General features: G+C 71.0%; 22 protein-coding genes and 1 riboswitch. Of the genes, 4 read left to right on the forward strand and 18 right to left on the reverse strand.

Annotated elements, in window-relative coordinates; translation table 11 throughout:
• Window positions 1-155: 155 nt before the first annotated feature.
• The 13 genes from ACFYZ8_RS35195 to ACFYZ8_RS35255 all read right to left on the reverse strand — a co-directional run bounded on the left by ACFYZ8_RS35195 (window position 156) and on the right by ACFYZ8_RS35255 (window position 15227).
• Window positions 156-1127: an exopolyphosphatase gene (locus tag ACFYZ8_RS35195; protein ID WP_388540933.1), complete on the reverse strand. Its 972-nt coding sequence runs from the start codon at window positions 1125-1127 to the stop codon at window positions 156-158.
• Window positions 1124-1660, reverse strand: coding sequence for a DUF501 domain-containing protein (locus tag ACFYZ8_RS35200; protein ID WP_359035649.1), 537 nt, complete (start codon window positions 1658-1660; stop codon window positions 1124-1126). The genes ACFYZ8_RS35195 and ACFYZ8_RS35200 overlap by 4 nt, the downstream gene beginning before the upstream one ends.
• Before the next feature lie 70 nt (window positions 1661-1730).
• Window positions 1731-2207: a septum formation initiator family protein gene (locus tag ACFYZ8_RS35205; protein WP_359035651.1), complete on the reverse strand. Its 477-nt coding sequence runs from the start codon at window positions 2205-2207 to the stop codon at window positions 1731-1733.
• A gap of 101 nt (window positions 2208-2308) precedes the next feature.
• Window positions 2309-3595, reverse strand: coding sequence for a phosphopyruvate hydratase (gene eno, locus ACFYZ8_RS35210; protein ID WP_306986654.1), 1287 nt, complete (start codon window positions 3593-3595; stop codon window positions 2309-2311).
• A gap of 294 nt (window positions 3596-3889) precedes the next feature.
• Window positions 3890-4582: a transglycosylase family protein gene (locus ACFYZ8_RS35215; RefSeq protein WP_359035653.1), complete on the reverse strand. Its 693-nt coding sequence runs from the start codon at window positions 4580-4582 to the stop codon at window positions 3890-3892.
• 3 nt (window positions 4583-4585) lie between these two features.
• Window positions 4586-4753, reverse strand: a riboswitch (cyclic di-AMP (ydaO/yuaA leader).
• A gap of 205 nt (window positions 4754-4958) precedes the next feature.
• The gene (locus ACFYZ8_RS35220; RefSeq protein WP_388540937.1) at window positions 4959-5951 is read right to left on the reverse strand and encodes a transglycosylase family protein; all 993 of its coding nucleotides are present in this window, start codon (window positions 5949-5951) and stop codon (window positions 4959-4961) included.
• Between the two features lie 192 nt (window positions 5952-6143).
• Entirely contained in the window at window positions 6144-7439 is a 1296-nt protein-coding gene (locus ACFYZ8_RS35225) for a cytochrome P450 (RefSeq protein WP_388540940.1), read from the reverse strand.
• A gap of 413 nt (window positions 7440-7852) precedes the next feature.
• Window positions 7853-8857: a nucleoside triphosphate pyrophosphohydrolase gene (locus tag ACFYZ8_RS35230; RefSeq protein WP_388540942.1), complete on the reverse strand. Its 1005-nt coding sequence runs from the start codon at window positions 8855-8857 to the stop codon at window positions 7853-7855.
• A gap of 127 nt (window positions 8858-8984) precedes the next feature.
• Entirely contained in the window at window positions 8985-9632 is a 648-nt protein-coding gene (locus ACFYZ8_RS35235; RefSeq protein ID WP_359035659.1) for a SurA N-terminal domain-containing protein, read from the reverse strand.
• 155 nt (window positions 9633-9787) lie between these two features.
• Window positions 9788-10624, reverse strand: a complete 837-nt coding sequence (locus ACFYZ8_RS35240; protein ID WP_388540945.1) for a glycoside hydrolase domain-containing protein — start codon at window positions 10622-10624, stop codon at window positions 9788-9790.
• An 88-nt stretch (window positions 10625-10712) separates the two neighbouring features.
• Complete coding sequence (locus ACFYZ8_RS35245) at window positions 10713-12206, reverse strand: serine/threonine-protein kinase (protein ID WP_359035732.1); 1494 nt, start codon at window positions 12204-12206, stop codon at window positions 10713-10715.
• 38 nt (window positions 12207-12244) lie between these two features.
• Window positions 12245-12934: a hypothetical protein gene (locus ACFYZ8_RS35250; protein WP_388540948.1), complete on the reverse strand. Its 690-nt coding sequence runs from the start codon at window positions 12932-12934 to the stop codon at window positions 12245-12247.
• Between the two features lie 94 nt (window positions 12935-13028).
• On the reverse strand, window positions 13029-15227 hold the full coding sequence (locus tag ACFYZ8_RS35255) for an N-6 DNA methylase (RefSeq protein WP_388540950.1): 2199 nt from the start codon (window positions 15225-15227) through the stop codon (window positions 13029-13031).
• Window positions 15228-15448: 221 nt separating this feature from the next.
• Between ACFYZ8_RS35255 and ACFYZ8_RS35260 the strand changes: the two genes are divergently transcribed.
• On the forward strand, window positions 15449-16105 hold the full coding sequence (locus tag ACFYZ8_RS35260) for a hypothetical protein (protein ID WP_388540958.1): 657 nt from the start codon (window positions 15449-15451) through the stop codon (window positions 16103-16105).
• A gap of 107 nt (window positions 16106-16212) precedes the next feature.
• Window positions 16213-17007, forward strand: a complete 795-nt coding sequence (locus ACFYZ8_RS35265) for a hypothetical protein (protein ID WP_388540960.1) — start codon at window positions 16213-16215, stop codon at window positions 17005-17007.
• Between the two features lie 24 nt (window positions 17008-17031).
• Here the strand turns inward: ACFYZ8_RS35265 and ACFYZ8_RS35270 are convergent, their stop codons facing one another.
• Complete coding sequence (locus ACFYZ8_RS35270) at window positions 17032-17775, reverse strand: GNAT family N-acetyltransferase (RefSeq protein WP_388540963.1); 744 nt, start codon at window positions 17773-17775, stop codon at window positions 17032-17034.
• Window positions 17776-17861: 86 nt separating this feature from the next.
• A complete protein-coding gene (locus ACFYZ8_RS35275) occupies window positions 17862-18584 on the reverse strand; it encodes an HNH endonuclease family protein (protein ID WP_359035734.1) in 723 nt (240 codons plus the stop codon).
• 195 nt (window positions 18585-18779) lie between these two features.
• On the opposite strand from ACFYZ8_RS35275, the gene ACFYZ8_RS35280 reads away from it, so the two are divergent.
• A complete protein-coding gene (locus ACFYZ8_RS35280) occupies window positions 18780-18965 on the forward strand; it encodes an antitoxin (RefSeq protein WP_359035673.1) in 186 nt (61 codons plus the stop codon).
• Window positions 18966-19076: 111 nt separating this feature from the next.
• On the opposite strand, the gene ACFYZ8_RS35285 is transcribed toward ACFYZ8_RS35280, so the two are convergent.
• Window positions 19077-19685: a nucleotidyltransferase family protein gene (locus ACFYZ8_RS35285; RefSeq protein ID WP_388540966.1), complete on the reverse strand. Its 609-nt coding sequence runs from the start codon at window positions 19683-19685 to the stop codon at window positions 19077-19079.
• A gap of 18 nt (window positions 19686-19703) precedes the next feature.
• Window positions 19704-20630: a hypothetical protein gene (locus ACFYZ8_RS35290; protein ID WP_388540969.1), complete on the reverse strand. Its 927-nt coding sequence runs from the start codon at window positions 20628-20630 to the stop codon at window positions 19704-19706.
• A gap of 115 nt (window positions 20631-20745) precedes the next feature.
• Here ACFYZ8_RS35290 and ACFYZ8_RS35295 point away from each other — a divergent pair, with 115 nt between their 5' ends.
• Complete coding sequence (locus ACFYZ8_RS35295) at window positions 20746-21330, forward strand: TetR/AcrR family transcriptional regulator (protein ID WP_388540971.1); 585 nt, start codon at window positions 20746-20748, stop codon at window positions 21328-21330.
• Between the two features lie 161 nt (window positions 21331-21491).
• Here ACFYZ8_RS35295 and mfd read toward each other — a convergent pair whose 3' ends face one another.
• Complete coding sequence (gene mfd, locus ACFYZ8_RS35300; protein WP_388540974.1) at window positions 21492-25022, reverse strand: transcription-repair coupling factor; 3531 nt, start codon at window positions 25020-25022, stop codon at window positions 21492-21494.
• Between the last annotated feature and the right edge of the window lie 197 nt (window positions 25023-25219).

Raw genomic sequence — 25219 nt, forward strand, 5'->3', positions numbered from 1 at the left:
CCGTAGACACGCGCTCGGCGGAATTTCAAAGACGATCAGGGCTTCTGAGACTCATCCCCCACTTTGACCAAGACGGACTTAAGCGACAAAGACCCAGCCCCTCTGAGTGAGGAACCGGGGCCGTCACGCGCCTACTCTGGGCGCATCACCACAGGTCAGTCACCCTTCTTACCCTCTTCGGCCTCTTCTGCCACATTGAACGCGATGCCGTCGAGGATGTCGTGCTCGCTCACGACGACCTCCTCGGCGCCGATCCGCTCCATGATCGTGAGGAGGACGAGGGCCCCGGCGCCGATGACGTCCACGCGCCCCGGATGCATGGAGGGGACCGCCGCGCGCTCGGCGTGGGTGGAGCGCAGCAGCCAGTCGGTGATCTCGCGGACGCGGTCGCGGGAGACCCGGGAGTGGTGGATGGCCTCGGAGTCGTACTCGGGGAGCTCCTGCGCGATCGCCGACACGGTGGTGACGGACCCGGCGAGCCCCACCAGCGTGCGCGCCTCGCGCAGCGGGACGGTCTCCTCGGCGAGGTCGAGAGCGGCCTCGATGTCGGCCCGCATGGCGGCGATCTGGGCGGCGCTGGGCGGGTCGCTGACGGCGCCGTCCCGCACGAGGTGCCGCTCGGTCATCCGCACACAGCCCACGTCCACGGAGCGTGCGGCGCGCACATGGTCGTCGCCCACGACGAACTCCGTCGAGCCGCCGCCGATGTCCACGACCAGGTACGGCCTGGCCAGGTGGTCGCTGCCCCTGAGCTCCCTGGTCGCCCCGGTGAAGGAGAACTCGGCCTCCTGGTCCCCGGAGATGACCTCGGGCTCGACGCCGAGGATGTCCAGGACCCCGCGCACGAACTCGTCACGGTTCTCGGCGTCCCGGGAGGCGGAGGTGGCGACGAAGCGCAGCCGCTCGGCCCCGTGCTCCTTGATGACCGCGGCGTACTCACGGCAGGCGGCGAACGTCCGCTCCAGCGCCTCGGGCGCGAGCCGCCCGGTCCGGTCGACGCCCTGCCCGAGCCGCACGATGGTCATACGGCGGTCCAGATCGACCAGTTCACCAGTCTCGGGGTCGCAGTCGGCGACGAGGAGACGGATGGAGTTCGTACCGCAGTCAATGGCGGCGACCCGGGTCACTGGGCGTCCTCCTTCTGCTCGGGGAGGGTCACGCACGCGCCCTTGCGCCACCACTCCGGCAGCATGGCGATCGCCTCGTCGCCCAGCGGGTTGACGCCGGGGCCCGCGGCCAGGGAGTGGCCGACCAGGACGTGCAGGCACTTCACCCGGTCGGGCATGCCGCCCGCGCTCGGGAAGCCCTCCAGGACCTCGATGGCGTCCCGGCGCGCGAGGTAGTCCTCGTGCGCGGCCCGGTAGGCCTTCGCGAGCTCCGGGTCGGTCTGCAGCCGCTCCGTCATCTCCTTCATCACGCCGTTCGCCTCCAGCGTGCCGATCGCCGAGGCGGCGCGCGGGCACGTCAGGTAGTACGTCGTCGGGAAGGGCGTGCCGTCGGGGAGGCGAGGGGCCGTCTCCACCACGTCCGGCTGTCCGCAGGGGCAGCGGTGCGCGATCGCGCGCAGTCCGCGCGGCGGCCGCCCGAGCTGCTGCTTGAAGGCCTCGACGTCGGCGTCGGTGGGCTCGGTGCGCGGGGTGGAGGGCGGGGGCGTTTCCATGCCTGTCTTTCTATCGGTCTTCAGGTCTTGAGGTTTTGAGTTCTTGAGGTCTTCAGGTCTTCAGGTCTGTTCACTGGTCGGAGGCGTCGGACTTGTCGACGCCGTCCCAGACGTTGGAGTACCAGGGGCGGTCGGCGGCCCCGAGATCGGTGCGGGACTGCTTCGCCGCGTCCGGGTCGACGACGATGAAGCCCGTCTCCCCCGGCAGCACATAGTGCAGCCGCTGCCGGATCTGCTGTTCCGCGTACGCGTCGTCCTGCCAGCGCGCCTTCAGGTCGCGCAGCTTCTCGACCCGCTCGGCGGCCCGCGCCTTCTCCCGCTGGAGATCGGCGATCTCGGCGCGCTGGGAGACGTACTGCCTTATCGGGTACGCCAGCGCCACCACCAGCGTGCACAGCACCAGGGCGAGCAGCGCGGCGCGGCCGGTCAGCCGGGAGCGGCGGGCCTGCCGTCTGGTCTGGGAGCGGTAGACACGGGCCGCGGTCTGCTCGCCGAGCAGCCTGATCCTGGTCGTGGTGGAGAAACGGTCCCGGTCCTTCACGGCCATCGGCTCTCCGCCTCCCCTTCTACGTGCGTACGTCCCCGCACACGGTACGGGACCGGTACGGGGACGTACGTACGACTGGCTAAGGATTGGCCCTGCCGGGGTCAGCCCTTGAAGCGGGGGAAGGCCGAACGGCCCGCGTACACCGCGGCGTCGTCGAGGATCTCCTCGATGCGCAGCAGCTGGTTGTACTTGGCGACGCGCTCGGAGCGGGCCGGGGCGCCGGTCTTGATCTGGCCGCAGTTGGTGGCGACGGCCAGGTCGGCGATGGTGACGTCCTCGGTCTCGCCGGAGCGGTGGGACATCATGCACTTGAAGCCGCTGCGCTGGGCGAGCTCGACGGCGTCGAGGGTCTCGGTGAGCGAGCCGATCTGGTTCACCTTGACGAGCAGCGCGTTGGCGGCGCCCTCCTCGATGCCGCGGGCCAGACGCTCCGGGTTGGTGACGAACAGGTCGTCGCCGACGATCTGGACCTTGTCGCCCAGCTTGTCGGTGAGGACCTTCCAGCCGGCCCAGTCGTCCTCGAACAGCGGGTCCTCGATGGAGACGAGCGGGTAGGCCGCCACGAGCTCCTCGTAGTACTCCGTCATCTCGGCGGCGGAGCGGTCCTTGCCCTCGAACTGGTACTTGCCGTCCTTGTAGAACTCGGAGGCGGCGACGTCGAGCGCCAGGGCGACCTGCTCGCCGGGGATGTAACCGGCTTCCTTGATCGCCTCGAGGATCAGGTCCAGGGCGGCGCGGTTGGACTCCAGGTTCGGCGCGAAGCCGCCCTCGTCGCCGAGGCCGGTGGACAGGCCCTTGCTCTTCAGGACCTTCTTGAGGGTGTGGTAGACCTCGGTGCCCCAGCGCAGCGCCTCGGAGAAGGACTCCGCGCCGATCGGGGCGATCATGAACTCCTGGATGTCCACGTTGGAGTCGGCGTGCGAGCCGCCGTTCAGGATGTTCATCATCGGAACGGGCAGCAGGTGCGCGTTCGGGCCGCCCAGGTAGCGGAAGAGCGGGAGGTCGCTGGCCTCGGAGGCGGCGTGGGCGACGGCGAGGGAGACGCCGAGGATGGCGTTGGCGCCGAGCGAGCCCTTGTTGTCGGTGGCGTCCAGGTCGAACATGGCCTGGTCGATCAGGCGCTGCTCGGTGGCGTCGTAGCCGACGAGCTCCGGGCCGATCTGCTCGATGACCGCGAGGACGGCCTTCTCGACGCCCTTGCCCTGGTAGCGGTTCGGGTCACCGTCGCGCAGCTCGATGGCCTCGAAGGCGCCCGTGGAGGCGCCGGAGGGGACGGCGGCACGACCGGTGCTGCCGTCGTCGAGGCCGACCTCGACCTCGACCGTGGGGTTGCCTCGGGAGTCCAGGATTTCCCGGGCTACGACGACGTCGATGGACGGCACGAGCATCTCCTTCTTGGGATGTGACACGGTCCGCCGGGACCGCGGTGGGTTCTGCGAGTCCGAGCCTAACCGGCTCGGCGCGATCGGCCACCGTGTGGACCGACCCATGGACAGAACCGAGAGTAAATTGTTTCTGAACTGAACAAAGACCGGTCGGCGCCGGGGCATGAAAAAACCCCGCCCCGGTGCGTACGGGGGAACACGCACCGGAGCGGGGAGCCCGTGGGGACGGGGGGTGACCCTCACGAGGCCTTCATCCTGAAGGACACGGCTGTGAGGGCCCTGTGGTTCAGCTGGGTCTTACTTCAGGTGCAGCTGCTGGCCCGGGAAGATGAAGTCGGCATCGTCGATGATGTCCTTGTTCAGCTTGAACAGCTTCTGCCAGCCGCCCTTGACCTTGTGCTTCTCGGCGATCGAGCTGAGGGTGTCACCCTTGACGACCTTGTACTCGCCGTCGCCCTTCTTGACCTTCTTGCCGGTCGGGGTGGTGACGGTCTTCTTGGCCGCCGGACGCTCGGAGGAACGCGAGGCGCTCTGCTCGCCGGTCGAACGGGTGCTGGTGCCCGAGTTCGAGGAGCTGGAGTTCGAGCTGGAGGACGAGGAGCTGCTGCCGTTGTAGCCGGCGCTGGACAGGCCCGTACCGCAGACCGGCCAGGCGCCCTTGCCCTGGGAGGCGAGAACCTTCTCGGCGACGGCGATCTGCTGGGACTTGCTGGCCTGGTTGGCCTGCGCGGCGTACTGCGTGCCGCCGTACGCGGCCCAGGTGGAGGCGGAGAACTGGAGACCGCCGTAGTAGCCGTTGCCGGTGTTGATGGACCAGTTGCCGCCGGACTCGCACTGGGCGACGGCGTCCCACTCGGAGGCGGTGGCGGCGGAGGCGTTGCCGGCCGCCATCAGCGGGGCGGCGATGGCGACACCGGTGACACCGGCGAGCGCGGCGGCGCGGGTGGCCTTGGACGGACGGCGGTGCTTGCCCTTGCCGGAAAACAGCATGGTGGATCCCCTCACCGACGCCTGCGAGGTGAGCTGTCGGGTTCGGGCCGGTTGAGTTGCCCGGTCGCGCACCTCGCGGTGCGCGGCTTAACCCCAAGCCGGTCCAGCGTGAACTGCTGGGCCCGGCGCTTACCTTGGGTCCCCCGCTCCTGCCTACGGCGCTTGACGCGACGACTGTTCCCGTACGGCCGCTGGCAGGATTCGGCGTTGCGACAGACGGGGCTCGGGTTGCCGAGCGGTCACGACCGTAGACACGCGATCGGCGGAATTTCAAAGACGATCAGGGCTTCTGAGACTCATCCCACACTTTCACCAAAGTGGACATTCAGTGCGAAGTGTGACGTGAACTCCCGCTGTTTTTCTGGGCTTTTCAGCCCTATTCAGCCCCTGTGTCGAGCGTCTGACCGGCGACGATGTTGCTCGGGTCGGCTCCGATGCGGTCCTTGTTCTCGGCATAGAGGGCACGCCATCCGCCGTCGAGGCCAAGGGAGTCGGCGATGGAGACGAGGGAGTCGCCCTCCTGGACGGTGTAGGTGGCGGCGGCGTGCCGGCCGGCCGGGGCGGAGGCTGTGCTCTTCGTCGCACTCTCCTCGGCACTGCCGCCGCGGTGCTTGCCGGAGCCGAGGGCGCCGACGTCCACGAGGGCCGAAGAGCTGCCCTCCTGCCACGACTTGTCCGCTTCGTCCTCTTCTGGGCTCACCACGGGTGAGCCATCGGAAGGCTGCGCGTCCTTCGTGGCAGCGTCCTTGGATTCCGAAGAGTTCTTTTCGTCCGACTTGCCGGAATCTCCGTCACTGCCGGACGGGGTGGCCGACGGCGAGGGCGTCGCGGTCGAGCCGTCCAGCGCGTCGAGCAGGCCGGAGGACTCCTCGGAGCCCGACGAGTTGGAGGAGCCGGAAGATCCGGATGAACCAGATGAACCGGATGTTTCAGGCGAACCGGACGTCGAGGGCGTTTCGCTCCCCACGCCCGTGTCGACGTCGGCCGAGCTCGAGTCCTTGCTGAGGCCGTTGAGCAGTCCGCAGGTCGGCCACGCGGCGATGCCCTGGTCGGCGAGGAGCTTCTCGGCCACGGCTATCTGCTGGTTGCGGCTGGCCAGGTCCGCGGTCTCGGCGTACTCGAGGCCGCCGTACTTCTCCCAGTTCTCCTGGGACATCTGGAGGCCGCCGTAGTAGCCGTTGCCGTCGTTCGCGCTCCAGGAGCCGCCGCTCTCGCACTCCGCGACCCGGTCCCACGTGGTGCCGGTGGCGGCGCTCGCCCCGGTCGCTCCGAGCAGTGGGATCGCGATGGCGGATCCCGTCACACCGGCCGCTACGAGGAGAGCCGGAGCCTGACGGGGGCGACGGTGACGACCGTTCCCGGAGAGCATGGAGGGGCCTTTCGCGAGACAGCAGGTACCGGCGCGGCGGGTGGTACGGGGCACCGCGCTGGTCCGTGAACGTATAGGGATTCGATCACTTGTCACAAGTTAATGCCGCGTAGATCACGTGAAGATCACAGACTTGAGGGCGCGTCATGTTTACCCGGCCGTGTGCGGGGATAGCCCGGATCCCTCGGTCGATTACCGGACGGGTGTGAACTCCACGGGCAAAGTACGCAGTCCACGCATGATGAGCCCGCCCCGCCAGCGCAAATCGGCCGGTTCCACCGCGAGTTGGAGATCCGGGAGCCGGGTGAGGAGGGTGGCGAGCGCGGTCTGGCCCTCCAGGCGGGCGAGCGGGGCACCGAGGCAGTAGTGGATGCCGTGGCCGTAACCGAGGTGCTGATTGTCACTGCGGGACAGATCGAGCACATCGGGGTCGGCGAACCGCTCCGGATCCCGGTCCGCTGCGGCGAGCACGACGAGCACCGGGTCGCCGGCGGCGATGTCCTGTCCGCCGATGCGCAGAGGTTCGGTGGCGAACCGCCAGGTGGCCAGCTCCACCGGGCCGTCGTACCGCAGCAGCTCCTCCACACCGGTCTCCAGGAGGCCCCTTTCCCGCCGGGCCAGGGACTCCTGCAGTCGGTTCCGCTGCTCGGGGTGGGTGAGGAGGGCGTAGACGCCGTTGCCGATCAGATTGACGGTGGTCTCGAAACCTGCGAAGAGCAGGATGAAAGCCATGGCCGCGGCCTCGTTCTCGGTGAGGTGCTCGCCGTGGTCGGAGGCGCGGATGAGCGCGGAGATGAGGTCCTCGCCGGGGGCGGGCTCGTCCGGCAGCGCTTCCCGCTTGCGGTGGATGAGTTCGGCGAGATAGCCGCGCATCTTCTTCACGGACCGCGCGACCCCGCCCCGCGGGCCCCCGCCGTGCCGGATCATCATGCCCGCCCAGTCCCTGAAGTCGTCCTGGTCCTCCCGGGGTACGCCGAGCAGGTCGCAGATCGCGTAGATGGGGAGCGGGAAGGCGAACTCGTGGATGAGATCGGCGGAGCCGGTGGCCGCGAACCCGTCGATGAGACGGTCCGTCAACTCCTGCACCCGTGGCGCGAACTCGGCGACCCTCCTCGGTGTGAACGCCTTGCTGACGAGCCGTCGGAGCCTGGTGTGGTCCGGCGGATCGATGTTCAGCAGATGCGTCATCAACTCCGCCTTGCGCTCCCCCGGGATACCGGTCTTGCCCTTGGCGTGCGCGGGCTCGTCGTGGTGCGCCGGGTTCTTGCTGAGCCGCTGGTCGGCGAGGGCCTGCTTGGCATCGGCGTACCGGGTGACCAGCCAGGCCTCCACCCCACTGGGCAACCGGGTCCTGTGCACGGGGGCGTGCTCGCGGAGCCAGGCGTAGGCGGGGTAGGGGTTGGTGGCGAACTCCCAGGTGAAGAGGTCGGGGGCGGGGGGTGTGGGGGCGGCGGGAGTCGCGGGGGCGGCGGGGGGCTGGTCGGTCACTCCTTGACGGTATCCCGGTTGTCCGGGGGCATGGAGCGGGGCCTTGGTGGGGCTCATGGTGAGCAGTCGGGCGGGCACGGGCCGGGCCGGCACCACAGCCGGCAAACGGACAACCACCGACCAGGCCAGCGACGCAGCCGGCAACCAGCCGTAGCGCCAGCCGGGCCGGCACCACAGCCGGCAAACGGGCAACGAGCGACCAAGCCAGCCGCGCAGCCGGCCGAACACCAGCCGGATTCGGTTCGCGCGGCCGAATGAGCTCCGGTGCGGGTCAGGCACCCGGCAACTCGGTGGACGTCCCCTCAGGAGGCAGGGCGGACCCCAGTTCTCCTCAGGCGGCCGGTCGGACGCATTCCACGGTGTCACCGGAGCCCTTGGCCGCCTCTGTCACCCCGCCGCCCCGCCGGTGACGCTCAGCTCCCGTTCTCCACCACCCGGATCGCATCCCGATACGCCCGCGCAGCCGCCCGCAGCGCCGCCTCCGGGTCGACGCCCTCCGCCTCGGCGCGCGCGGCCAGTGCCAGCAGGTCGTAGCCGATGCCCTCGCCCCGGGGCAGCGGTACCTCCAGGCCCGCCGTCCGCACTCGGGACGCCAGCTTGGCCGCCAGGGCGAGTCCGGGCTGGCCGAGGGGGATGCCCTCGGTCACCGAGGTGCGCTGTTTCTCTATCGCCTTGGTGCGCAGCCAGTGCGCCTTGACCTCCTCGGGGGTGGTGGCCGTCTCGTCGCCGAACACGTGCGGGTGGCGGTGGATGAGCTTGGCGACGATGCCGCCGGCGACGTCGTCGATGGAGAAGGGGGTGTCCGGGTCGTCCTCGGCCATGCGCGAGTGGAAGACCACCTGGAGCAGGACGTCGCCGAGTTCCTCGCGCAGTTCGTCGCGGTCGCCCTCCTCGATGGCCTCGACGAGTTCGTACGCCTCCTCGATGCCGTACTTGGCGAGGCCCTTGTGGGTCTGCTGGGAGGACCACGGGCACTCGGTGCGGATGCGATCCATGACCTGGACGAGGTCGAGGAGCCGGGCACCGGGCAGGTCGTAGGAGGCGGGGAGCAGCTCCAGCTCGGGCATCTGGACGCGTCCGGATCCGGCGAGGCGTGCCAGACCGTCCGTGAGGGCCGGCTCGCCCTCGCCCGTGGCCACGACGACCACCGTGTGTCCGCCCGCGCACGCGCCGACCAGATCCTCAGCGGTCGGGGAGGCCTCGTCCACCCCTATACCCGCCTCCCGCAGATACGGCAGCTGCGGGTGGGCGCCGTCCGCGCACAGCACACGGTCGGCGGCGTGCAGCGCCTGCCAGGCGGGCCAGGACAGCAGGCCGGGGGCGACGCGGTGGCTGGTGGTGAGCAGGACGATGCGGCCGGGGGCGGACGCCGTGTCGGGGTCCTGGTCAGGGGCGGGCTCGAAGCCGGTTGCGTTCACGATTCGAAGCTAACGCACGGCGCCGACGGAGTGATCGGTTTGTCCACAGGCCGGGGAGGGTGGAGTGATCGTACGATCATCCGCCTTCGCCGCCCGGGGTGCGGAAGTCCCCGGAAGCCCCGTGCCGCTACGCGCCCTGCTCGTTCCCCGCCGCCGTGACCTCCCGTACCCACAGGGTCTTCGCGTCGGCGCGGGTGCTCTTCGCGACGTCCCAGGCGCCGTAGCGCGGGTTGAGGTCGACGTCGAGTTGCTTCGACGCCTTGCTGAGGGCGTTCCAGAAGGCGGGGTCGCTGGTGTCGGTGCCGAGCTTCCCGGCGAGTTTCTGGGCCTCCAGCTGGAGGCGGAGGTTCTCGTCGAGGCGCTCGGGGGCGATGCCGTACTGCTGCAGCCAGGCCGTCTCCAGGCCCTTGGCGCCGCCCGCCTGCTCCTCCAGGCCCGAGCGCAGTTGCTGGACCTCCTTGCGGGTCACGCTCACGCCCGCGTCGGCGGCCGCCCGGTGGAGCACCCGGTCGAGGACCATGCCGTGCAGGACGTCGCGGGTGAGGGTGCCGGTCTTGGCGATGGCCTGCTTGTACTGCTCCTCGTCCGTGACGGCGGCCCGCTGTGCGTCGCGCACCTCGGTCACCCGGTTCTCCAGCTGGGCGACGGTGATCCGCTGCCCGCCGACGACGGCCGCGGCGCCGGGATGCGCGTCGCTTCCGCAGGCGGTGAGCAGGGGTGCCGCGGCGGCGAGCGCGGCGGTGAGGACGAGCGCGGTGCGACGACGGCGGTGCAAGGAGGCCTCCCGAGGAGATTGTGCGACGGTGCACAAGGTCTTGCGGTGATCGATGGTAGGCAGGGGACCGGCTCTGGCCAACCCATTCGACCAACGATTCACCAGGACTTCGGGCACCGCCGCGCCCTCACCGCGCGCACGCGCGTGTGCCGGGGTCAGCCGGTGATGGCCACCGGGCCGTCCCAGGCGTCCCGGTCCACGGTGATCGTGTAGCCGTTCCGCGTCTCCTTGCTGTTCACCAGGTACTGGTGGCCGCGGCTGTGATCGGTGTACTGCGTCTTGCCGAACGGCCAGTCGGCGGTGGTGGTGTTCTGCTTGTCCCACAGCGCGTACCAGAGGTTGCCCGGCAGGTCGGTCTTGTCGGTCGCGTTGGCGATCGCCTTGGCGCTGGAGCTGGTGAAGCCGTAGAAACCCGCGCGGTACGTCTTCGCGCGCAGGGTCTTGTCGAAGGCGCGCACATAGGTGAGCACGGCGGTGTTGCACGCCTTGTTGGTGATGTCGTACGCCTCCATGTCCAGGTAGATCGGGCTGCCGGTCTTCATGCCGAGCGCGGCGGCCTTGGCGACCGCGTCGGCACCGTCGGTCGCGCCCAGGGAGGCGGCGGTGGAGGCGGTGAGCTTCTCGGGGTTGGAGCCGCTCTGGCAGGGCGGCTGGGCGCCGACGTAGAGCGGTATGAGTTTCCAGCCGGCCGCGCTGACCGACTTGACCCAGGAGGCGGTGAGGTTGGGCTGGGAGCAGCCGCGGTTCTTGCCGCCGACGTAGACGGCGGCGGCACCGTACAGGCCGCCGTGCCAGGCCTTCATCGCGGCCAGGGAGGGGGCGGCGCAGGTGTCGAAGGCGCGGCCGGTGTACGTCTTCTGCGCGGGCCAGGTGGTCGCGGCCATCGAGCTCTGTGCGGCGAGGCCCGCGCCGGCGACCACGGCGGCCCCGGCGACGCCCCAGGTGATGTATCTGCGCTTCTTCGACTGACGATGACTGGACTTGGACGACACGGACGACCCCACCCCTGTTGTGCTGTTGGTTGTGCTGTACATGGCTTGCTTGACGGGAACGAAGCGTAAGGCCAGGCGGTGGTGCCTGCTAACCGCGGACCTGTCCGAGCCACTGGAGCGTGCGGCGGACCTCCGCCGCGAGCGGGTGGCCCGGTCCATGGAGCCGCTCCACGTCGTGCAGCAGCCGCGCGAGGGTCTCGTGGGCGGCGGGGCGGTCGCCGAGGGCGAGCAGCAGGTGGCCGATGCGGCGGCGGACGTCGTGGGCGAGCTGGGGGTCGCCGGCCACGTACTGGTTCTCGTAGTACGGCAGCAGGGAGCGGTATTCGGCCAGGGCCGCCGCGGGTTCGCCGAGTTGTTCCAGGCACTGGGCGGCCTCGTAGCGGAAGCGCAGGGACTGCGGGTCGGCGTGGCCTGCCTCGGCGGCGCGTTCGTCGGCCAGGCGGCGCAGTTCGGGCAGGGCGCGCCGGTACTGGCCGTCGTCCATGAGGGTGGCGGCGTACTGCTTGCGCAGGGTGCGTACGACCGGGGAGTTCGCGCCGTGCTGTTCGGCGGCCGTGGGCAGGATGGCGCCGAGGATGTCGACGGCCTGGGTGATGCGGCCCTCGCCGAGCAGTCGCTTGACCTCGTCGACCGCACGGGCGACGTCCGGTTTCTCGGCCTTCTCGGGGACCGGCGTGACCGGGGCGGGCTGGGGCGCGGGGGTGCGCGCCCGGTCCGGCCAGGGGGCGTGCGGGCGCAGGAAGGGGCGGGTCGGGTCGAGGGGTGCTCCGCTGGGCGTCCCGCGCGCGGGCAGGAGCAGCGCCAGGTCCTCGTACACGTCCTGGGCGGAGGCCGGGCGGTGCTGCGGGTCCTTGGCGAGCAGCCGCAGGACGAGCGCTTCGAGGGCTTCGGGGACCTCGGGGCGGCTGCGGCGCACGGGCAGCGGGGGCTCGTACAGGTGCCGGTGCAGCACGCCGAGCGCCGTCGAGCCCGCGAACGGGACGTCTCCGCTGAGGAGTTCGTGCAGCAGTACGCCGAGCGCGTACAGGTCGGTGTAGGGGCCGACCGCGCCGCCCATGGCCTGTTCGGGGGCCATGTAGGCGGGCGAGCCGATCGGCGAGCCGGTGTGCGTGAGGCGGGTGGTGTCGGTGTCCATGACGGAGGCGACACCGAGGTCGAGGACGGTGACGGTGCCGTCCTGCTTCACCATCACGTTGCGCGGCTTGAGGTCGCGGTGGACGATCGGCACGGCGTGCACGGCGCTCAGGACGGCGCACAGTTGCGCGGCGACCGCGACCGCCCACTGCCAGGGGTACGGGTCGTGCTCGGCGAGGTGGTCGGAGAGGTCCGCGCCGTCGACGTACTGCATGACGAGGAACAGCTCCTCGCCCTCGCTGCCCGCGTCGTGCACGGTGACGAGCCCGGGGTGGTCGACCTGCGCGGTCACCCGGCACTCGCGCACGAACCGGCGGCGCAGCTCGTCCGCCTCCTGCCCGGCGACCTTGTCCGGGCGCAGCAGTTTCACCGCCACGCGCCGGTCGAGGCGCTCGTCGTACGCCGTCCACACCTGGCCCATGCCGCCCTGCCCGATGAGCGTGGACAGTTCGTAGCGGCCGGCGACGACACGTCCTGTCGCCACGGTCACCTGCCGCCGTCGTGGGTGCCGCCGGGGTTGCCGTCCTGGGTGCCGCCGGGGTCGCCGCCGTGGCCGCCGTCGTGCTTGCGCAGATAGTCGCTGAGTTCGTCGAGTTCGGCGCGCACCTGTTCGATGCGGGCGGGCGCGGGGCGCTGTGGCGGGGGCGGGACGACGCCGGGGGCGGGGACCGGAGGAACCGGTGGCCGCGCCAGTGGCTGGGGCTGGGGCAGGGGCAGGAGGGTCGATGTGTACGGCGGTCCCGGCTGAGGCGTCGGTGCCGGTATGGGCGTCGTTGTCGGTGCCGACTGCGGATAGCCGTAGCCGGTGTGGACCGTCGGGCCGTGGGGCGGCGGGTAGCCGACGAAACGCCTCTGCTGGTGCACCCGGATGTCCATCACCAGGAAGTACACGCTGCTGAACAGGCCGAAGAGCATGACCAGCGACATGGCGACGTCGGTCCTCGGGTCGCTCTCCGGCAGCGAGCCGACCACCGCGAAGCAGGCGATGGACAGGGGCAGGCTCGCCCAGGCCAGCACCCAGTCGACCGCCCGTCCGCGCAGGAACGCGATCCGGAACAGGGGCGCGCAGGCGAGCAGGCCGCACGAGAGGAAACCGACGGCGGCGAGCACCACGCGCAGGGTGATGACCGTGCCCGAGTCGCGGGCGGGCGGCGGCGCCGCGCCGTGGCCGTACATGAACGCTCCTGAACCGGGATTCGATGTGGGGTTCGAGCGTATAGGCCGATACCGACAACTGGTCACGGGTTGTACCGAACCGTTGTCGTCCTGATCAGTCCGGCGCGACGGTTCCGCCGGCCAGGCCGTCGTACATTCCGCGCACGAGCTGCTCTCCGAGCCGCCCGGCGTGCCTGAGCGCCCGCTCGAACTCGTCCAGCGCGCGGAAGCGTTCGCCGTAGCGTCGTTGTTCGTCGAGCGGGAGCCGGGGCAACTGGAGTCTGCGCACGTCCAGGCGGGTCGCGGTGGACGCGTAGCTGCTGGCCTGGCGGTTGTTGGCGGTGCCGCGCAGGAAGCCGGCGAGGAACCAGGCGTCGAGCGCCGCCGGATCGGGGCGCAGCAGCACGAGGTTGCGCCCCAGGGCGGCTCCCCGGGTCGTCTCGTCGATCACGCGCGCGACCGATCCCCCGCCGAGCACCGGTACGACGACGTCGCCCGGTTCGGTCAGCACGGCCTCCTCCTCGCTCTCGGGAAGCGTCCCTGAGGGGTCGGCCCCGGACAGGACGTCGTGGTCGGTGAGGACGGGCACGCGTGCGTGGCCGCCGTTTCCGCCCGTGCGCAGCACCAGGGCTCCCCCGCGCGCGAGTTCGCCGATGGTGGTGAGCGGCCACCGCGCGGGGCGCGCGGCGTCGGCGCGCGGCGGGGTGAGGTCCGCGGTCAGGCGCAGGGTCTCGCCGAGCCGCTCGCGCACGGCCGTGAGCTGTTCGGCGCCGTCGGTGGACGTGGCGGGCGGCAGGTGGCGGGCGGGGGCGAGGTCCACGTCGTCGTCGAGGAGTTCGATGACGGGCAGCGCGCGGGCCAGTCCGGGCCGTTCGGTGAAGCGGCCGGGCCGTCCGAAGGCCTGCCAGGCGTCGAGGACGGCCTCGCGCACAGCCCGCCAGTCCGGCCCGCCACGCCCCTCGCCGGCGAACTGCCCGACGTCGACGAGGAGCACCTCCGGTTGCGCGGGCGCCCTTTCCGGGCGGCGCAGCACCCACAGGTGCAGCGGGATGTTGTACGGCGGTGCCGCCCCGACCGGCAGGGCGATCACGGCGCGCAGGGCACCGCGGCGCAGCAGGTCGGCGCGGATACGGCGGCCGGAGCGGCGGGACGCTGCCGCGGGCGGCATGAGAAGGACGCCGGCGCCGCCGTCCTTGAGGCGGGCGAGCGCGTGCTGGACCCAGGCGAGCTCGGACTCGGTGCGGGCGGGGAAGCCGTACTCCCAGCGGGGGTCGTAGGCGAGTTCGTCGTGGCCCCAGTTGCGCTCGTTGAAGGGCGGGTGGCACAGGACGGCGTCGGCGTGCAGCCCGGGGTGGGCGTCGGCGCGCAGGGTGTCGCCGGCCGCGCCGCGCACGCTGGACCAGGTGTGCAGGGCGAGCCGGAGCGTGGTGAGCGCGGCGAGTTCGGGGGCGCTGTCCTGGGCGTAGAGCCTCTGGTCGGGGCGGGTGGCGGCGGCCCGCAGCAGGGCGCCGGTGCCGCAGGCCGGGTCGAGGACGGTGCGGGCGGGTCCGGCGAGGTCGGCCATCAGACCGGCCAGGTCGGCTGGGGTGAGCGTGTACTGGCGCGGGTTGGCGTCGAGGTGCCGGCCGAGCAGGAACTCGAAGGTCTGGCGCGCCCCCAGTTCGGCGGCGAGTTCGGCGACACCGCGCAGGAGGGGGGCGGAGGGGAGGAGTTCCGGGGCGGTGGGGGTGCGAACGGCGGGGTGGGGGCCTGCGGGGGGCGAAGTGTTCACAGTCGGCGCAGCGTTCGCGGCCTCGGCGTTCGTGGCTTCGGCGTTCGCGGCTTCGGCGTTCACGGCCTCGGTGTTCACGGACCCGGCGTTCACGGCCTCGGTGTTCACGGACCCGGCGTTCACGGCCTCGGTGTTCATGGCCGGCTCCGGACCGAATCGCGGCGTGAACACCTCCCGCAGCGCCCCGGGCAGCATCTCCGCGAGGCGTTCGTCGGAGCCGGCGCTCACCTCCAGCCAGACCGGCGGGCGGTCGTGGATCAGGAGCAGGACGCAGCCCGCGTGGGTGAGGGCGGTGACCGGTCCGCCGGGGTGGCCGGAGAGCTGTTGCCAGACGCGCTCCCGCAGGGGGACTTCGGCGAGTTTCCCCTGCTTGCGCAGCCAGGACTCGACCTCGGCGAGCGCGAAGGACGGGCTGGTCTCGGTGCCGCCGACGGGCCTCGGGAAGTCGGCATGGCGACGGCGCCAGTTGCTGACGGCCGCGCGGCCCACCCCGGCCAGCCGTGCGATACCGGCGGCGGTCACCTCAGTCGCGTTGTCCTGCACCCGCCCGCTCCCCTCGTCGTCCCGCGTCGGCGCTCTGCGCTCTGCGCTCCGCGGGTGACGCCGAGCATACCGATGAACGCAAGATCCACCCCTTCACGGCCGTGTACACATACAGCCCTGTGAACCGTGTTGACTCGGTTCACAAGCTCTGCTCTTATTGACCCAGCGAACGAGTGGCCGCCGGACAAGCCGGGGTCGCCACGTCGGAGGGGGACACAGTCATGGGCATGAAGGGCAAGATCGCGCTGGGCACCGTCGTGGGAGTCGTCGTCATCGGAGCCGTCTCGGCGAACGCCGGGGACAACGGGGACAACGGGGACGGCGGTACCCCCCGCAGCACCGGCAAGGGCACCCGCACGGCCGAGGTCGCCAAGAAGAAGCCCGCGTTCTCGGGTGACGGCGACTTCCGGGTCGGTTCGGACGTCAAGCCCGGCACGTATCGCACCACCGGCAACAGCGACGGCATGTGCTACTGGGAGCGGGCCAAAAACGCCTCGGGCGAGATGGACTCGCTGCTGGCCAACGACAACGTCACCGGCACCAGTTACGTGACCGTCAAGCCCACCGACAAGCTCTTCACGTCGAGCGACTGCAACGACTGGGAGGCCGTCGACGCGAAGACGAAGGGCTCCTTCGTCTCCCGGATGTCCGGCGACGGCGGCATGTTCGCGGTCGGCACCGACATCGCCCCGGGCACCTACAGGTCCACCGGCAACACCGACGACTCCTGCTACTGGGAGCGCACCAAGGACGCCGAGCACGGCCTCGACTCGATCCTCGCGAACGACAACGTGAACGGCACGGCCGTCGTCAAGGTCAGCGCCTCGGACGCCTACTTCAAGACGACCGGCTGCAAGGACTGGAAGAAGACCGGCTGAACCGGCCCGTCCCCCTTCGGCTGCCGCTCGCTCACCACGGCGGCGCGCCCCACGCACCGCGCGCCCCGCACCTCATCACCTCACCGCATCCCCACCAAGGAATCACCATGCGTCGTACCGCACTTGCCGCTCTCTGCATCGCCGCCGCGGCCACCGCAGGACTCACCGGCTGCCAGCCGGGCCAGGACAAGGCGGACAGCACGTCGAGCGCGTCCAGCGCGTCCGCTGATCCCAGCAAGCCGGCCGCGAAGAAGGAACCCTTCGCCGGGCTGACCGGCGGCGAGATAGCCGACCGGGCCACGAAGGCCACGACCGGCGCCTCCTCGCTGCGTGTGAAGGGCGACATCCCCGACGACGAGAGCGGCGGCACCATCAGCCTCGACGTCCTCGTGAACAAGAAGGGCGAGTGCGCCGGCACCATCGGCATGGGCGGCAAGGGCAAGGCCGACCTGATCAAGACCGGTGACCTCGTGTACATGAAGTTCGACGAGGCGCTTCTGCGCGAGCAGAGCGAGGGCGAGTCGAAGGCGGACGCCGACGCGGCCGTGGCCATGCTGGCCGGCAAGTGGACCAAGTCGAAGGCGACGGGTGCGGACGCCAAGGAGTTCGAGGACTTCTGCGACCTGGGCTCGGTGCTCGACGGCGCCGAGGACACCGCCTCCGACGCGAGCCGCGGCAAGGCGGCCACCGTCGACGGGATACCCGCGATCACGCTGCACGAGAAGGACGGCAAGGACCGCTACACGCTGTACGTCGCCACCGAGGGCAAGCCGTACCTGCTGCGGATCGACAGCACGGCCGGTGCGGACCAGGGGTCCGTCACCTTCAGCGACTTCGACGAACCGGTGCCGACGCGGAAGCCGGCCGGCGACATCCTGGACCTCGACAACCTGGGCGGCTGAGCCCCCGGGACCGGTGCGGCACGCTCAAAGAGCGTGCCGCATCCACACGTTGGGCTCGACGTACACCGCGTACCCGCGCTCCGGCTCGCACCGCACCGGCACCAGTGCCCCGGGCACCTCGATGTCGCCCCGGGTGTCGAAGGGCAGACCGGTCCAGCGGCGCCACTGCTCCAGGGAGCCGGACACCGTCATGGAGGCCGGTGCCACGGCATGGACGGCGGCACCGGCCCGGGCGTGGACGCGCAGCCAGGGGTCGTACGGCAGACCGTCGGGTCGTACGCGAAAGGCGTACTCCTGGATCGGGGTGTGCGGTTCCAGGTGCTTGGCGCTGGGGCGGACGGGGGCGACGACCTCGCTGAAGCCATGGGCGCGGGCGTTGTCACACATCGCCGAGAGCATCCGGGCGGACAGGCCGTGGCCCTGCAGGCGCGGATCGACGACGACGGAGATCGCGCTGACCGTGTCGGGCCGTACGCCCCGCCGCAGGTCGCTGAAGGCCCACTCGAGCATCTCGTCCCAGCCCCGGGCGGGCAGTTCGCCGCGGTCCTCGGTGTGCAGGGCGAAGGGGACGCTGTGGGCGTGCGCGACGACCTCGCCCCGCTCGTCCTCGGCGAACAGCACGTGCCCGGGGAGTTCGCCGGAGATCCGTGAGTAGTGTGCGCCGCCCATCAGGTCCTCGGTCACGAACCGCGGCCAGCTGTCGGCCATGCCGAGGACGCGCTCCCGCATCTCGGGGCGCTCGGCGAGACTCGATACCCTCAGCTCCATGTGATCACCGTAGGCGCGGGACCGCCCACCGGAAAGCGCATTTCCCGCCCGCCAAGGACCCCAGGACCGCGCGCCCCAGGGCTCGCTCAGTCCGCGTGGAACCTCGGCGGGGCCGCCGTCGGATTGCCGCCGGCCGGGAGCCTCTGGCCGGGGCAGCCCGAGAGGACCTTCTCCATGGCGGACTTCTCGGCGGCCGTGACCCACAGGTCGTACTTCTTCTTCACGGCGACCTGAGCGGCCACGTAGGTGCACCGGTACGCCTTGTTCGGCGGCAGCCAGGTCGCCGTGTCACCGTCCCCCTTGGAACGGTTGGTGCTCGCGTCGACGGCCAGGAGGTTGAGGGGATCGTTGGCGAGAGCTATCCGCTTGCCCGCGTCCCAGTACTTGGCCCCCTTCTGCCAGGCGTCGGAGAGCGCGACCACGTGGTCGATGTCGACCTGGCTGCGCCCCCGCCGGTAGGTGACCTCCTTGCCGGAGTACGGGTCCGACTCGAGCACGCCGTAGGACACCTTGCAGTCCCCGCCGGTGAACTTCACGTCCTCCAGGTCGCGTTTGAGTATGTCGTCGCGGGTGTCGCAGTCGTTGGAGTCGGTGTCCGCCCACGCGGTGCCGAACTTGTCCCGCTCATAACCCGTCTTGGGCGCCCGCCCCTTCACGGTGAGCGACTCGGCCGCGGTGAGAGCGGCGCCCGAGCCGCCCGCGGCCCCGGTCTCCTGCGGCCCGCCGGACCCTGTGGTCGTCTCCGCCTTGCACCCGGCCACGGCGAACACCAGCACGACGGCGGCCGCGGCCCCGCCCCTCAGACGCATCACGTGCGTCCCTCCCCTTTTCCAACCCGGTCCGCCCCCCGCAAGGAGCGCCTTCCCTCGTACGACGTCGCGCACACCGTAGCGAGCGGGCGCACCGCGGCATTCAGGAGGTCCAGACCACACCCCTCCCAAGTGGGCATCGCGAACATATCGGTCGTATCGTCATTGCTGAGTCACCTCCGGAAGGAGCTCTGGATGGGCATCTTCGACAGGTTCAAGAGCAACCGCCAGATGCAGGACAAGTCCAAGGACATGTCCGACATGGCGGAACGGAAGGTCAACGACCGGACGGGCAACAAGTACGAGAGCCAGGTCGACGACGCACAGCAGAAGATCGAGGGGTCGCTCGGCATGGATCGCGACAGGCCCGAACAGCCGTAGGCCCCAAGGCCTGCGGAGGGCTCAGGCCCCTCTCTCATCCTCACCTGGCGCCGAACGAGAGGCCGTCCGCGCAGCTTCGCCTCGCGCGGGCGGCTTCACGTGCCGGAAGAGTCAGGCCGGTGTTCCGTCCGGCCACGGCAGCACCCTGAGCTCCGGCCATTCCCGCGTCCAGCGCGCGGCCTTGGCCTCGTAGACCTCTCTCGGGGCGAGCACCGGGTTGGGGCGGACCACGAGGTTGAACACATCGGACAGCCCGTGAGGTGCGTAGACGCGCCACTGCCCGTCGGGTTCCAGCCGTACGCCCAGACAGCAGGTGGTCGCGGCGAAGCGGTCGATGGCGGACTCGGTGGAGTCGTACGGCGGGCAGGGCACTCCGAACTTCCGCTCGTACCAGAGGTGCACCCGGGCCTCGTTGCGGATCTCCACCTCGGCCGACAGGTCGCCGAAGACCTCCTGCCCCTTCTTGATCACGGCGTCCTCGGCCTCCCAGGAGAGATCGGTGTCGTCGAAGTAGAAGACGTCGTAGTCCCTGATGCCCTGAGCCGCGGGTCTGCCGGTGACCACGTTCCACACGGTCTGGAACAGGCAGCCCGCCGTCACGTACCAGCCGGGCAGGTCAAGTGTCGCGGTCCTGGTCATCACCTCGGTCAGGGTCTCGTTGCGGCTGAGCGTGGAACGGAACGCGTCCAGTTGTTCCGCGAGGGGGAGTTGTCCGGGCATCCGTCCTGACTACCACGGTCAGACCTTGCCGATGCCCAGGGTCGTCTCCGACGGGAGGAGCCCGGAGGACAGCACCGCGACCCAGAAGTCGCCGAGCAGGTCCGCGAGCCTGGCCGTGCCGGCCGCTCCGAGCGACTGCCACGGTGCGGCGGCGAGCCGGTCGGTGTGGTGTTCCACGCGGTGGCGCAGGTCGCGGCCGGCGTCCGTCGCCTCGCCGTGCTCGTCGACCAGGCCACGGGCCGTCAGACGCTCGCGCGCGGACTGCCATTCCCCGGCGCTCCAGCCCCGGCTCTCGAAACGCTCCACGGACGCGGCGCCGATCGCGGCGAAGGAGACCAGCGACTCGACCGGGTCGAGACCGGACACCAGCAAGGCCGCTATGTGGCCGTCGCCGCGGTGTTCGCGCAGGATCGTCGCCGCCTGCCACAGCTGGAGGTGCGGGGCTTCGGGCCACGGCGACTCGGCGTTGGCCGCGGCGAGCGGACGGCCCGCCGTGTTCACCGCCTCGGCCGCGCGGCGGGCGAGAGCGGCGGCCTGCGCGAGCTCCGGACTGTCGACGCGGTCGCCGAACAGCACGCGGTAGGCCCGGTCGATCCCCCGCAGCCTGGCTGCCAGCACCGCGCCCGGCTCGGCCCTCGCCCACGCGGTGTCGATGTGCTCGGCGACCATGCGGGGACTGAAGCTGTAGAAAGCGGACGCCACCCGCTCGGCGCCCACCGGCCCCAACGGTGCGGCACGCAGCGGGAAGTAGCTCGGCCAGCGCTCCTTCGTGTCGTACCCGAGCGCCGCCGCCTCCTCGAAGACCTCCGGCGCGTAGTAGACCACCGCGTGCAGCGGCTCCAGCAGATGCCAGAGCCGGCGCACGCGGGGCAGCTCCACAGCGCCGCCCGCCCCGCCGGCCTGGACCTCGACCTCGGCCTCGACCCTGCCGTCGTGCTCGGACATGACCTACCCCCTGCCGTCGGTGAAACCCCTCGAACCCACCCCACAACTTGACACTGACTAGATTGCCTGGGCAGCCCGAACTTGTCAATGCCTAGATCGGGCGTACCCTCTGACCATGCCACCCACGGAAACCGACAGGCCGAACCGCCCCTACCACCACGGCGATCTCCGCCACGCGATCCTCACCGCCGCCCTCGACGTCATCGCCGCGGACGGCCCCGCCGGGCTGAGCCTGCGCGACCTGGCCCGCCGCGCCGGTGTCTCGCACGCGGCCCCGGCCCACCACTTCCGGGACCGCACCGGCCTGCTCACGGCGATCGCCGCCGATGGATTCGCGCTGCTCGCGGCCGCGGTCAACGACGCCTCGGACCTCAAGGACGCGGGCGTGCGCTACGTACGCTTCGCCCGCGAGCACCCAGCCCACTTCCAGGTGATGTTCGCGCCGGAACTGCTGCGTGCCGACGACCTCGAACTCACCACGGCCCGCGTCCTGGCCACCGACGCCCTGCGCACCTCGGTCTCGGCGGTGCGCGCCGACGACCTCGGCGTCGACAGCCGCCTCGCGGGGGTCGCCGCCTGGTCCCTCGCCCACGGCTTCGCCACGCTGCTCCTCAGCCACAACCTGGACGGCCCGGTCGGCCAACAGGACCCGGAGGAGGTGTTCCGCACCCTCGCGACCACGTTGTTCCGTGCGCCCTGAACTCACTGTCCCGGCGGAGCGGGCGGCGTACAGGCGAGCGAACGGCGGCCTGACGGCGGATCACACCGTCGAGGCCGCTCGGTCACGAGCCCCTGTTCTCTGTCCCCTATCCCCTGTTCTCTGTCCCCGGTCCCCGGTCCCCTGTTCTCTGTCCCCAGTCCTCACGACCCCAGGATCGACGTGAGGAACTCCCCGACCCAGCCGAGCAACTCCCGCCCGACCAGCGGCTTCCCGCCCACCTTCGCGGTCTTGGGGCGCGGCACCAGCACCTGGTGCGCGGCCTGCTTGATGACGGTGCCCGGGTAGAGCCGCTTGAGCCGCAGCTCCTGCGACTCCCGCAACTCCACCGGTGCGAAGCGGATGTTGGTGCCCTGGAGGACGATCTCGCCGACGCCACACGCGCGCGCCAGCATCCGGAGACCCGCCACCAGCAGCAGGTTCTCCACCGGCTCGGGCAACTTGCCGTAGCGGTCGACGAGTTCCTCGCGTACGGCCTTGACGTCCTCCTCGGTGTTCACCGAGGCGATCGCGCGGTAGGCCTGCAGGCGCAGCCGCTCGCCCGGCGCGTAGTCGTGCGGGACGTGCGCGTCGACCGGCAGCTCGATCTTGACCTCCAGCGGCGGCTCCTCCTCGACACCGCCCTCCAGGGAGGCCCGGTAGTCCGCGACGGCCTCGCCGACCATGCGGACGTACAGGTCGAAGCCCACGCCCGCGATGTGCCCGGACTGCTCTCCGCCCAGGAGGTTGCCGGCGCCGCGGATCTCCAGGTCCTTCATCGCGACGTACATGCCCGCGCCCATCTCGGTGTGCTGGGCGATCGTCGCCAGGCGCTCGTGAGCCGTCTCCGTCAGCGGCTTCTCCGGCGGGTACAGGAAGTAGGCGTAGCCCCGCTCGCGGCCACGGCCCACCCGGCCGCGCAGCTGGTGCAGCTGGGAGAGGCCGAAGTTGTCGCCGCGCTCGACGATCAGTGTGTTCGCGTTGGAGATGTCGATGCCCGACTCGACGATCGTGGTCGACACCAGCACGTCGAACTTCTTCTCCCAGAAGTCGACGACGACCTGTTCGAGGGCCTGCTCCGACATCTGGCCGTGCGCGGTGGCGATGCGCGCCTCGGGGACGATCTCGCGCAGGCGGGCGGCCGCCCGGTCGATCGACTCGACCCGGTTGTGGATGTAGAAGACCTGGCCCTCGCGCAGCAGTTCGCGGCGGATGGCCGCGCCGATCTGCCTCTCCTCGTACGGCCCGACGAAGGTGAGCACCGGGTGGCGCTCCTCCGGGGGCGTGGTGATCGTCGACATCTCGCGGATGCCGGTGACCGCCATCTCCAGGGTGCGCGGGATGGGGGTGGCGGACATGGTCAGCACGTCGACGTTGGCGCGGAGCTTCTTCAGCTGCTCCTTGTGCTCGACGCCGAAGCGCTGCTCCTCGTCGACGATGACCAGGCCGAGGTCCTTGAACTTGGTCTCCGAGGAGAACAGCCGGTGGGTACCGATGACGACGTCCACCGAGCCCTCGCGCAGCCCCTCCAGGACGGCCTTCGCCTCGGTGTCGGTCTGGAAGCGGCTGAGCGCCTTCACGACCACCGGGAACTGGGAGTACCGCTCGGAGAACGTCCCGAAGTGCTGCTGCACCAGCAGCGTCGTCGGGACGAGGACGGCCACCTGCTTGCCGTCCTGGACGGCCTTGAAGGCGGCCCGTACGGCGATCTCGGTCTTGCCGTAGCCGACGTCGCCGCAGATCAGGCGGTCCATGGGGACCGACTTCTCCATGTCCTCCTTGACCTCGGCGATGGTGGTGAGCTGGTCGGGCGTCTCCGCGTACGGGAAGGCGTCCTCCAGTTCGCGCTGCCAGGGGGTGTCCGGGCCGAAGGTGTGCCCGGGGGCCGCCATCCGCGCGCTGTACAGCTTGATCAGGTCGGCGGCGATCTCCTTGACGGCCTTCTTCGCGCGCGCCTTGGTCTTGGTCCAGTCGGCGCCGCCGAGCCGGTGCAGGGTGGGCGCCTCGCCGCCGACGTACTTGGTGATCTGCTCCAGCTGGTCGGTGGGGATGTAGAGCCGGTCGCCGGGCTGTCCGCGCTTGGCGGGTGCGTACTCGACGACGAGGTACTCGCGCGTGGCGCCCTGCACGGTCCTCTGGACCATCTCGATGTAGCGGCCCACGCCGTGCTGTTCGTGGACGATGTAGTCGCCCGCCTCCAGGGTGAGCGGGTCGATCGTCTTGCGCCGCCGGGCGGGCATCCGGGCGCCGTCCTTGCCGGCCGCCTTCTGCCCGGTCAGGTCGGTCTCGGTCAGGACGGCGAGTCTGAGCGCCGGGTCGACGAAGCCGTACTCGATGGAACCGCACGCCACATGCACGACGGACGGGCTCAGAGACGCGAGCTCAGCGTCCAGGCGGGCCGCGATGCCCTCGCCGCCCAGCACCTCGACCGTACGGGCCGCCGGGCCGTGCGCCTCGGTCACGAAGACCGCGCGCCAGCCGTCGGCGAGCCAGCCCTTGGTGTCGGCGAGCGCCTTGGCGGTGTCGCCGCGGTAGGTCTCGGGCGCGTGCATGCCGAGCTTGAGGGTGTCCGCCTCCAGTTCGAGGTCGGCCGCGAACGGCGACACCGACCACCACATCATGTCCAGCTCGCGCGCGCGGTCGCGGACGTCGGCGATGGACCACAGGGAGGCCGCGCCGACGTCGATGGGCGCCTCGCCGCCGCCCGCGGTGGCCGCCCAGGAGGCCTGGAGGAACTCCTGCGAGGTGGCCACGAGGTCGGACGCGCGCGTGCGCACCCGCTCCGGGTCGCACACGACGGCCATGGAGCCCTTGGGCAGGACGTCGAGCAGGAGCTCCATGTCGTCGACGAGGACGGGCGCCAGGGATTCCATGCCCTCCACGGCGATCCCCTCGGCGATCCGGCCGAGCAGGTCACCGAGCTCCGGGTGCTCCTCGGCGAGGGCACGCGCGCGGGCGCGTACGTCGTCCGTCAGGAGCAGTTCGCGGCAGGGCGGGGCCCACAGGCCGTGTTCGGCGACCTCCAGGGAGCGCTGGTCGGCGACCTTGAAGTAGCGGATCTCCTCGACGTCGTCGCCCCAGAACTCGACGCGCAGGGGGTGTTCCTCGGTGGGCGGGAAGACATCGAGGATGCCTCCTCGGACGGCGAACTCGCCGCGCTTCTCGACGAGCTCCACGCGCGCGTACGCGGCCGCGGCGAGGGCTTCCACGATCGTGTTCAGGTCGGCGGTCTGGCCGGTGCGCAGGGCCACCGGTTCCAGGTCGCCGAGGCCCTTGACCTGCGGCTGGAGCACGGACCGCACGGGTGCGACGACCACGGAGACCGGGCCGGTCTCGGGGTCGTCGGGGCGGGGGTGGGACAAGCGCCGCAGGACGGCCAGACGGCGGCCGACGGTGTCGGAGCGGGGGCTGAGGCGCTCGTGCGGGAGGGTTTCCCAGGACGGGTACTCCACGACGCCCTCGGAGGGGAGCAGGGAGCGCAGGGCCGCGGCCAGGTCCTCCGCCTCACGGCCCGTGGCCGTCACCGCGAGGACGGGACGGCCTGCCTCGCGCGCGAGGGCGGCGATCGCGAAGGGGCGGGCCGCCGGGGGGCCGACCAGGTCGACGTGCATGCGGTTGCCGTCCTGGGCCGCGGTGATCGCTTCCGCGAGGGCGGGGTCCTTGACGACGGCGTCGAGCAGACCGTGCAGGCTCATTCTGGCGGCTTCCGTCCGGGGGGTGTCTGGGGGTGGGTGGGCAACGCGAAGGGCCCGACACAACGAAGGGCCGGGGGGTCTCCAGCCTACGACGGCGTCGGCCCGGCCGTCGGAGCCTGTGGACAACCCCGCCTCCCCGACGAGTGCCCTGGGGACGGCGAAGCACCCGCGGGCACCCCGCACCCGCCCGTGGACAG

Origin of the sequence: Streptomyces sp. NPDC001668, from assembly GCF_042893155.1 — a bacterium.
Classification (GTDB): Bacteria; Actinomycetota; Actinomycetes; order Streptomycetales; family Streptomycetaceae; genus Streptomyces.